Genomic DNA, 8085 nt, shown 5'->3' with positions numbered 1-8085 from the left:
GGGTGGGGTGACCACGTGCGTACGTTGCCGCGCGCCCAGCGGTCGAGCAGTTCCGTGTCGTGGCTGATGGCCAGCACTCCGGCCCCCGTGCGCTCCCGGTACGCCTCGATCCTGGCGACGAGGTGGGCCTGGGTGGAGGCGTCGAGCATGGTGGTCATCTCGTCGCAGATGAGGTAGCGCGGTTCGAGCGCCAGAGCCCGCGCCACGCAGGCGCGCTGGAGCTGCCCGTCCGACACCTCGTGCGGCCGGCGGCCGAACAGCTCGGCCGTGAGGCCCAGCTCCTCCGCCAGGACGCGGGCTCGTTCCAGGGGCCGGCGGGCGGCGCGCAGCGGCTCGGTGATCACGTCGTGCAGCGTGAAGAGAGGGTCGACGGCCAGCCGGGGCTGCTGGAAGATCAGCCCAATCGAGGTGCGCTGGGGCGCCCGGTGCCGCCACCGCGTCACGGCCTGCCCGTCGACGGTGACCGTGCCCGCGGAGGGACGCAGCAGGAGGGCGAGCACGCGGGCGAGGGTGGACTTGCCGCAGCCGCTGGGCCCGGCCAGGCCGAGGACCTCGCCGGGAGCCACGGACAACGTGACGGCGTCGAGCACCCGGTGCCGGCCGAAGGAGACGGTGACGCCGTTGGCCTCAAGCATGGTGGCAGGCCACTCCCTTTCCGCTCATGACGGGGAGTTCTTCGCATGCGGGTGTCGCCTGGGCGCAGCGCGGCTGGAAGGAGCAGCCGTCCGGCAGGCGGGTGAGCTCGGGCGGCTGCCCGGGGATCGGGACGAAACCGCGGGTGGGCAGCGCGTCCAGCAGCCCGCGCGCGTAAGGGTGGCGGGGGCCCGCGAAGAACGCGCCCGCCTCGGACAGTTCCACGATGCGGCCGGCGTACATGACGGCGATGTCGTCGGCCACCCGCTCGGCCGCGCGCAGGTCGTGCGTGATGACGAGCACCGCGCGGCCTTCGTCGCACAGGCGGCGCAGCTCGGCCATGGTCGCGTCCACGAGGGGCCGGTCCAGGCCGGTGGTGGGCTCGTCGGCGACGATCAGGGGCGGGTCGCCGGCGAGGGCGAGCGCGTTGGCGACGCGCTGCGCCATGCCGCCGGAGAGCTGGTGCGGGTAGCGGTCAAGGTCCTGCGGGCGCAGCCCGGCCCGCGCGGCGACCTCGTCGGGCGCCTCCGTACGGCCGAGCTCGCGCAGCGCCTCGGCGAGCTGGTCGCGGGCGGTGCGGACGGGCGTGAGGTGGGCGGCGGGGCTCTGCGGGACGAGACCGATCATGCGCCCGCGTACCTGCCTGGCCAGCACCTTCTCGGGGGCGGCGACCAGGTCGAGCGGGCCGAGCCAGGCGTGCCCGGTGACGTCGGCGTTGCCCGGCAGCAGGCCGAGCAGGGCGTGCGCCATCACGGACTTGCCGCAGCCGGACTCGCCGGCCAGTGCCAGGCAGCGGCCCTCGCGCAGCTCGAAGCGGGCGTCGGTGACCGCGTGCACGACCGCGCCGGGCAGCCGGAAACGGACCGACAGACCATCGACGCGCAGCTTCACAACACCGGCTCCGATCTCCACCGCGGGTTGGTCCGGTCGCGCAGGTGCTGGGCGAGCGCGGAGACCGCGAGCGTGGGCAGCAGGATGAACAGCCCGGGGAACAGACTCGGCCACCAGTCCCCCGCGAGCAGCGAACGCTGTCCGTCGTTGATCATGTTGCCGAGCGAGGCCAGGTGGGGCGGTAGTCCCAGACCGAGGAAGCTGAGCGCGGTCTCGTGCCAGATGGCGTGCGGGATCATCAGCACGGTGGCGAGCAGCAGGTGGGGGGCCAGATTGGGCAGGAAGTGGCGGCGGATGACGCGCAGCCGGCCAGAGCCTCCGGAGATGGCGGCGTCCACGAAGGGCCGGCCGCGCAGTGACAGCACCTCGGACCGGACGATCCTGGCGGCCGTGGTCCAGTGGGTGACCGCCACCGACACCACCACGGCGACCGCGCTGGGCGCGAACAGGGCCACGATGAAGATGCCGAACAACAGGTGCGGCAGGGCGTTGAACCCGTCGACCATCCGCATGAGCAGCCGGTCGGCCGTTCCGCCCGCCGCGCCGGCGGCCAGCCCTACCAGGCCGCCGATCATCACGCTGGCCAGGGCGGCGACCAGACCGACCAGGATCGACACGCGCAGCCCGTAGACGGAGCGGAGCAGCACGTCCCTACCGACCTCGTCGGTGCCGAACGGGTGGCCGGGCGAGGGCGGCAGTGAGGCGGTCCGCAGGTCGACGAGCTGCTGGTCGAGCTGGACGATCAGCGGCACCAGCACCACGGCGAGGACCAGGACGGCCAGCGTGCCGAGGGCGAGCCGCAGCCGGCGCACCGGCCTGCGGGCTGCTCCCGTGTTGTCCTGTGCGATCGTCATCAGCCCACCCCGAGCACGCGGACGCGGGGGTCGGCCACCGTGTAGGCCAGGTCAGCCAGCAGGTTGCCGGCCACGACCGCGAGCGTGGCCAGCAGGGTGAGCGCGGCCAGCAGCGGGAAGTCGACCGACAGCGCCGCCTTGATGGTGGTGCCGGCCACTCCGGGCCAGGAGAACACCGCCTCGACCAGGATCGCCCCCGTCACCAGCTCCGGCACCCTGGCCCCCATGATCGTGATGAACGGCAGCAGCGCCGAGCGCAGCGCGTGCCGCAGCAGCACCGTACGCCCGCGCAGCCCGCGCGCCCGCGCCCCCGTCACGAAGTCCTCGCGCAGCACGCCGATGACCGACTCCCGCACGAACAGCAGCAACCAGGACGACTGCGAGAACGCCAGCACGGCCACCGGCAGCACCATGTGGCGCAGCAGGTCGGGCAGCGTTACCGTGGTGGAGGCGGCGTCGGTGAGCCCGCCCGCGGGCAGCCAGCCGAGCGTCACGGAGAACACCCAGATCGCCAGCAGCCCCACCCAGAAGACCGGGGCCGCCTCGTTGGTGTACGCCGCGCCGGTGACGAGCCGGTCGAGCCACGAGTCGCGCCGCCAGGCGGCCAGCGTGCCGACGACCGGCCCGGCGACGAGCATCACCACGAGCGCGCAGCCGACGACGAGCAGCGTCCAGCCCAGCCGCTCGCCGATGACCTGCGCGACCGGCAGGCGCAGCGACCGCGACTCTCCGAGGTCTCCGCTGAGCAGGTTGCCCAGCCAGGTGGCGTACTGCTCCAACAAGGGCTTGTCGAGTCCCCAGTTTGCCCTGATCCCGGCCATGACCTCCGGGCTGGTGATCATGGCCCGCTCGCCCAGGTACTGCCGTACGGGGTCGAAGGGGGACGCCTTGGCCAGCGCGAACATCCCGAACGTCACGGCCAGCAGCAGCGGCACGGTGAAGGCGAGCCGCCAGGTGACGATCCGTACCCAGGTCACGAGGCGGGCTTCCAGTTCACGACCGTGCCGAGCAGTCCGCCGGTGGAGTGCTCGTGCGCCTCGACGCCGATCCGCAGCCCGCTCCAGCCGCCGCGGACGACGTAGGTGTGCTTCAGGTAGACGAGGTACAGCCAGACGGCGTCGTCGCGGATGAGCCGCTGCACCTCCTGGTACGTCTTCTCGCGGGCGGCCCGGTCGGACGTTCGGCGGCCGGCGTCGAGCAGCCGGTCCATCTCGGGGTTGTCGTACCGGCCGGGATTGAAGTAGCCCTGGCCGGCGTAGGAGGAGTGGAACAGCTCGTAGTTGGTGTAGTCGGGGTCGTACGGGGTGCCGTACCCCATGATCAGTGCGTCCTTGGCCATGCGCTGGTCGATGGCGTCCCAGTCGAGCCCGGCGAGCCGCACGTCGATGCCCACCTGTTTGGCGTCGGAGGCGACGGCGAGGGCGAGATCCTTGCGCAGCGAGTCGCCGGCCGGGTACATCAGCGTGAACCTGGCGGCCGTGCCGTCCTTGGTCCTGATGCCGTCGGCGCCCGCCTTCCAGCCGGCCGCCTCCAGCGTCGCCGCGGCCTCGGCCCGGTCGGGTTGCGCGGAGCCGGTGACGGAGGGGTCGTGCCAGCCGGTGCCGGGCGCGATCGGCCCGAACGCGGGAGCGCCCGCTCCCGCGAGGATCGCCGACACCATCGCGGAGCGGTCGACGGCCAGGCTGAGCGCCCTGCGGACGGCCAGGTCGCCGGTCACGGGCTGGTCCATCGGGAACATGACGCCCCGGTAGTCGGCGCTGGGCGCCTCGTGGACGGTCACGCCCGGCTGGTCCCTGAAGCGGGCGACCGCCTTGGGCGGCAGTTCCGTCGCGGTGTACTCGCCCGCCGCCATCCTGGTCGCCCTCGCGTTGTCGTCCGTGGTGTACGCGAGCACCAGGTTCTTGACGGCCGGTACGTCGCCCCAGTAGCGCTCGTTGGCCTTGAGCGCGATCTTGTCGCCCTTGGTCCAGGACACGAACGCGTACGGGCCGGTCCCTACCGGCTTGCCGGACAAATCGGATTTGTCGGGAACGATGCCGAGCGTGGCCCGCTGCACGATGGGCGCGTAGGGGTACTTGAGGTGGAAGACGACCGTGCGCTCGTCGGGCGCGTCGACCTTGTCGATGGCGGCGTAGTCGCCCCTGATCGGCGAGTTGTTGCCGGACTTCAGCACCTGCTCGTAGGTGTAGACGACGTCCGCGCTGGTCAGCGGCCTGCCGTCGTGGAACGTGACCCCCTGGCGCAGGGTGAACTCCACCTTCTTCCCCTCCGCCTCGGGCAGCGACTCGGCCAGGGCGGGCTGCACCTTCAGGTCGGGCGTGCGCCGTACGAGCCCGTCGAACATCAGCGAGCCGCCGTCCGGGGCGTAACCGAGGACCGGGTTGAGCGCGTCGGGCTCCGAACTCAGGCCCAGCACGACGGTGTCCTGCGCGGCCGGGGCGGGCTGCGAGGGAGCCGAGCACGCGGTCAACGCCAGGACGAACACCCCGAACAGCGCGGATCTTCGCTTCATGCTGGCGACCTTAAAGCGAGTGAATATTAATTGCAAGTAGGTTGCAATAGTGGTGCGCGCGCCGCATAGGGAGCCCGTGCCACGGTTCGCCCGCGCGGGCCGTTACACGGTCGCAACCTTGGCTACGGCATCCTGGGTCCAGTGGAACTCCGTGACGCGGACCGTCTGCTCGCCGCCGCACGCGCGTTGCTGGGCGAGCACACCGTCGTGCACCGGAAGGCCGCGGCCGCCCTCGACAAGGTCCGTCTCGACGCGGCCAGAGCGCAGCTGGAGTCGGTCCCGATCTCCCGTCTGAAAGACGTCACCGACGGCCGGCTGCGGGTCGCCACGCTGGAGAGTTCCGGATACACCACGGTGCGGCAGGTGCTGGAGGCCTCGGCGTACCGGCTGCAGTTACTGCCGGGGATCGGCGCGCGCACGGCCGGCCACATCCACGCGGCCGCACGCCAGCTCGAGCGGGCGGCGGCCGACGCCGCGAGCGTGCGCATCGACGTCGAGCACCACGACCAGGCGGTCACCGACCTCGTGATCGCCCTGCACGGCCTGGTGCGGGTGGGCCCCGACCTGCCGCGCGCCCTCGATGCCGCCCGCGACCTGGAGGGGCGGCTGGGGCCGCTGCTGGCCGCGGCCCGGCCGGCGCGCAGCCGCCTGCGCATGTGGTTCACGCTGCCCAAGCGGCGCCAGCAAGCGCGCGACGCGCTGGCCGAGATCTCCGGGCTGCTCGACACCTCCCAGGAGACGCCGCTGCTGCTCGCCCAGGTCACCACCGACCTGCTGCGCCCGCCCGCGTCCGACCTGGAGGCGTGGACCGACTTCGAGTCCCGCTCCCCCGAATACTTCGGCCTGCTGACCGAGCTCGCCGGCGAACCCCTGCCGACGGGCGAGACCTCGCTGCCCGGCGACCTCGCGGCCAAGGTCGGCGGGCAGCCGCTCGACGACACCCGCCGCCGGGTGTCGCTCCGCGGCTACCAGGCGTTCGGCGCCCGCTTCGCCCTCGCCCAGGAACGGGTGATCATCGGCGACGAGATGGGCCTGGGCAAGTCGATCGAGGCCATCGCCGTGATGGCGCACCTCGCGGCGAAAGGGGCGACGCACTTCCTGGTGACGTGCCCCACGAGCGTGCTCATCAACTGGGTGCGTGAGGTCGAGTCGCGCAGCACCCTGCGCGCCCACCCGCTGCACGGGCCCGACCGGCTCGCGGCCCAGCAGGAGTGGGAGCGGCAGGGCGGCGTCGCCGTGGCCACCCTCGACAGCCTCCACCGGCTCGATACCAAGGCCGTGCCCGGCCTGCTCGTCGTGGACGAGGCCCACTACGTCAAGAACCCCCAGGCCAAGCGGTCCCAGACGGTCGCCTCATGGTGCGGGCGCGTCGACCGCGTGCTCTTCCTGACCGGCACCCCGATGGAGAACCGCGTCGAGGACTTCCGCGTCCTGGTCTCCTATCTGCGGCCCGAGCTGGCCGCCGCCCTGCGCAACAGCGACATGGTGGCGGGTGCGCAGGCGTTCAGGAAGGCGGTCGCGCCCGTCTACCTGCGGCGCAACCAGCAGGACGTGCTGGCCGAGCTGCCCGACCGGGTCGACGCGGACGAGTGGGTGGAGTTCAGCGGCGCCGACTTCACCGCCTACCGGCGGGCCGTGGCCGACGGCAACTTCATGGCCATGCGCCGCGCCGCCTACGCCGAGCCCGCCACCTCGGCCAAGTTGAAGCGCCTGCTCGAACTCGTCGAGGACGCCGAGGCCAACGGGCTCAAGGTGGTCGTGTTCTCCTACTTCCGCGCGGTGCTCGCCTGCGTACAGGCGGAACTGGACGGCCGTGCGCACGGGCCGCTGTCGGGCGACGTCGGCGCCGCGCGCCGGCAGCAGGTGGTCGACGAGTTCACCGCGGCCAAGGGGCACGCGGTGCTGCTCAGCCAGGTGCAGGCCGGCGGGGTGGGGCTCAACCTGCAGGCTGCCTCCGTCGTGATCCTGTGCGAGCCGCAGGTCAAGCCGAGCATGGAGAACCAGGCGATCGGCCGTGCCCACCGGATGGGACAGGTGCGCAAGGTGCAGGTGCACCGGCTGCTCACCGTCGACTCGGTCGACCAGCGCATGCTGAACATCCTGCACCGCAAGTCGCGGCTCTTCGACGCCTACGCCCGGCGCAGCGACCTGGCCGAGTCGGCGGCGGACGCCGTCGACATCTCGGAGCAGACCCTCGCCCGTCAGGTGGTCGAGGAGGAGCAGCGCCGCCTGCTCGACCGCGGTGACACCGCCGATTGAGGTGACGGCGTCAGACGCTCAGCGGCCGAGCCGCGCCTTGGCGACCGGCACCAGCACCTGCCCGGTGACGAACTCGCTCCACAACCCGAACCTCAGCGCCGACCCGGGCCTGGCCGTGGACTCCACGAAGCCGACGGTGCGGCCGTGGTGCTCGCGGGTGGCGCCGAACGACAACCGGAACCTGGTGGTGCCGGCGCGCTCCTGCGGCGGGGTGTCGTTCGGCGGGAGGATCTCGTCCAGTGCCCACCGGTAGTGCTCGCGGTACGGGTGCGAGACACGTTCCATGGTCTGCTCCAGCACCACGCCGGTGGAGGGCAGCACGACCAGCACGCCGGGCGTGCGGCCGATCCGGGTGTTGAAGGCGAGCACCTCGCGCGGCTCCCCGGTGGCGTACTCGGCCAGCCCGCTACCCACCTGGGAGCCGTCCGGGCAGGCGGCGGCGCCCTTCTCCTCGATGAGGGCGCGGTCGCAGGTGGGGAAGGCGTCCGGGTTGAACCGCACCGACCGGTCGAACAGGAACACGAACCGCCTGGCGCCCGCGGGCACCTGCCCGGTCTCGGCGCGGCTGCGGCGGTCCCATGCGAGGGTCACACTGTGGCCCGGGCCCGCGGTCGCCGTCACCGACAGGGAGTCGATGTTGCGGGTGCCCTCGACGTCCGCCTCGTGGGGCCGTTGCGGCCCGCCCGGCGCGGGGTCGGCGGGATGGGCGTACGCGGGCGTCGCCAGAGCGGGAAGGGACACGAGCGCGGTCAGAGCGGCCAGTGCGATCTTCGCCTTCATGATGCCTCCGAGGGATCGATCAACGTCGCGGTGGTCACTCAACCAGCGGGCCCCGAAAGATCACGTAAAGCGGATGAGGAGACTTCCAGCATGTCTGAAGCGTTCGGGGGTGTTGCTACGGTTCTCGCCCGGTAGTGATGACGTGACGGGAAGACC

Annotated in this window: 7 protein-coding genes; 1 reads left to right on the top strand and 6 read right to left on the bottom strand. The window is 72.2% G+C overall.

What is annotated here, in order from left to right:
* The 5 genes from E1267_RS23145 to E1267_RS23130 form a co-directional block, all read right to left on the bottom strand.
* The coding region (locus E1267_RS23145) for an ABC transporter ATP-binding protein (RefSeq protein WP_132334829.1) at window positions 1–635 on the bottom strand (635 nt) is incomplete at its 3' end.
* Entirely contained in the window at window positions 628–1524 is an 897-nt protein-coding gene (locus tag E1267_RS23140; protein ID WP_246064171.1) for an ABC transporter ATP-binding protein, read from the bottom strand. The genes E1267_RS23145 and E1267_RS23140, both read right to left, overlap by 8 nt.
* A complete protein-coding gene (locus E1267_RS45725; protein ID WP_138208338.1) occupies window positions 1521–2378 on the bottom strand; it encodes an ABC transporter permease in 858 nt (285 codons plus the stop codon). The genes E1267_RS23140 and E1267_RS45725 overlap by 4 nt, the downstream gene beginning before the upstream one ends.
* Entirely contained in the window at window positions 2378–3355 is a 978-nt protein-coding gene (locus E1267_RS23135; protein ID WP_246064169.1) for an ABC transporter permease, read from the bottom strand. The genes E1267_RS45725 and E1267_RS23135 overlap by 1 nt, the downstream gene beginning before the upstream one ends.
* Window positions 3352–4890, bottom strand: a complete 1539-nt coding sequence (locus tag E1267_RS23130) for an ABC transporter substrate-binding protein (RefSeq protein ID WP_132334825.1) — start codon at window positions 4888–4890, stop codon at window positions 3352–3354. The genes E1267_RS23135 and E1267_RS23130 overlap by 4 nt, the downstream gene beginning before the upstream one ends.
* A 141-nt stretch (window positions 4891–5031) precedes the next feature.
* Between E1267_RS23130 and E1267_RS23125 the strand changes: the two genes are divergently transcribed.
* Window positions 5032–7149, top strand: coding sequence for a DEAD/DEAH box helicase (locus E1267_RS23125; protein ID WP_246064167.1), 2118 nt, complete (start codon window positions 5032–5034; stop codon window positions 7147–7149).
* Between the two features lie 18 nt (window positions 7150–7167).
* Here E1267_RS23125 and E1267_RS23120 read toward each other — a convergent pair whose 3' ends face one another.
* Entirely contained in the window at window positions 7168–7929 is a 762-nt protein-coding gene (locus E1267_RS23120; protein ID WP_220449628.1) for a hypothetical protein, read from the bottom strand.
* Window positions 7930–8085 lie beyond the last annotated feature (156 nt).

It is taken from the genome of Nonomuraea longispora, from assembly GCF_004348345.1.
GTDB classification, from domain to species: domain Bacteria; phylum Actinomycetota; class Actinomycetes; order Streptosporangiales; family Streptosporangiaceae; genus Nonomuraea; species Nonomuraea longispora.
This window is presented reverse-complemented; position numbering and strand designations above follow the sequence as displayed.

Excerpts from the sequence above, each read along its gene's own strand:
- E1267_RS45725 (WP_138208338.1), bottom strand. The coding sequence starts at position 2,378 with ATGACGATCGCACAGGACAACACGGGAGCAGCCCGCAGGCCGGTGCGC.
- E1267_RS23130 (WP_132334825.1), bottom strand. The coding sequence starts at position 4,890 with ATGAAGCGAAGATCCGCGCTGTTCGGGGTGTTCGTCCTGGCGTTGACC.
- E1267_RS23120 (WP_220449628.1), bottom strand. The coding sequence starts at position 7,929 with ATGAAGGCGAAGATCGCACTGGCCGCTCTGACCGCGCTCGTGTCCCTT.